Origin of the sequence: Duganella vulcania, from assembly GCF_009857655.1 — a bacterium.
In the GTDB taxonomy this organism is placed as follows: domain Bacteria; phylum Pseudomonadota; class Gammaproteobacteria; order Burkholderiales; family Burkholderiaceae_D; genus Rugamonas; species Rugamonas vulcania.
This window is the reverse complement of the sequence record NZ_WWCX01000249.1, coordinates 1-1,232: the sequence shown is the minus strand read 5'-3', so window position 1 is coordinate 1,232 and position 1,232 is coordinate 1. Positions and strand designations below refer to the sequence as shown.

The 1,232-nt window shown below is 56.7% G+C and carries 1 protein-coding gene; it reads right to left on the bottom strand.

Going from position 1 to position 1,232, the window contains the following annotated elements; all coding sequences use genetic code 11:
- Positions 1–8: 8 nt before the first annotated feature.
- Positions 9–1,169 (bottom strand): IS30 family transposase, encoded by a 1,161-nt coding sequence (locus GTP90_RS35750; protein WP_161087936.1) that lies wholly within the window; start codon positions 1,167–1,169, stop codon positions 9–11.
- Between the last annotated feature and the right edge of the window lie 63 nt (positions 1,170–1,232).

The following is a 1,232-nucleotide window of genomic DNA, read 5'->3' as shown; positions in this document are numbered from 1 at the left end:
CTGCGGATTCAATCTGTCATCGCAACACATCTTTCAAATTGCTGAGCCGGCGTTTGGAAGTGCAGCGTCTTCCTGGGACGTTCGTTCAGCCTTCTGGCCACCTCATCGAGACTGTCCTGCGAGTAGGCGGAAAGGTCCATTCCCTTCGGAAAGTACTGGCGCAATAGCCCGTTTGTATTTTCATTCGAGCCTCGTTGCCACGGATTCTGCGGATCGCAAAAATACACCTGGATATCGGTGGCCAAGGTAAAACGCTTGTGGCCGGCCATCTCTTTCCCTCGATCCCAGGTCAGCGATTTGTAAAGCTCGTGCGGCAACCTGCGGGCATTGTCGATCAGTGCGTTGACCACCGTTTCAGTATCCTTGCCGGCGACCTTTACGAGCATGACATAACGCGTCTGACGCTCGACCAGCGTCGCAATCTGGCTGTTGTGGCTGCCGAACAGCAGATCACCTTCCCAATGCCCTGGCACCGCTCGATCCTCCGCCGTTGCAGGACGCTCGCTGATCGATACCGCGTCAGTGATCCGGCCGTGATTGTCCGTCTTCTGGGTATGGTGGCGTGAGCGGCGCATAATACGTGTACGTCGCAAATGCTCCAACAGCTCCTTCTTCAAGGCGCCGCGCGCTTGAACGTAAAGGCTCCGATAGATCGTCTCGTGCGACACCTGGTACTCCCCGTAGTCCGCAAACAAATGCTTGAGCCAACCGGCGATCTGCTCTGGCGACCACTGCAGTTGAAGCTTAGCGGCTACCATATTGGCCAGCATGCGGTTTTCCGCCAGCTTACAGGGTTTGGGGCGGCGCGCCCGATCCCAAGCATGCTGATCTGCCTGATTTGCACGATACATAGCCTGACCGCCATTACGTCCAATCTCCCGGCTGACGGTCGAAGGCGCTCGGCCGAGACGCGCCGCAACCGAGCGGATTGACTGCCCAGCAACGATGGAACGAGAAATTTCCTCGCGCTCAGCCAGCGTTAATGCCAGCCGGGATCGACATCGCGGCGCTGGCCGTATGCCACCCGTCTCAGCCAAAATTCTTTCTACGGAGGAATGGTTGCGATCGAACATCTGTGCGATCATCTGCAGAGAGTCACCTTGCTTCCAGCGCTCCCACATCTGCGCCTTCTGGCATTCCGTGTAGTGGATTCGAGGTTTCTGTTTCATCGTCAACACTCCTCATGCTTGCGCATTTAGCTTAGAGTGTTGCGACCACCGATTGAATCCGCA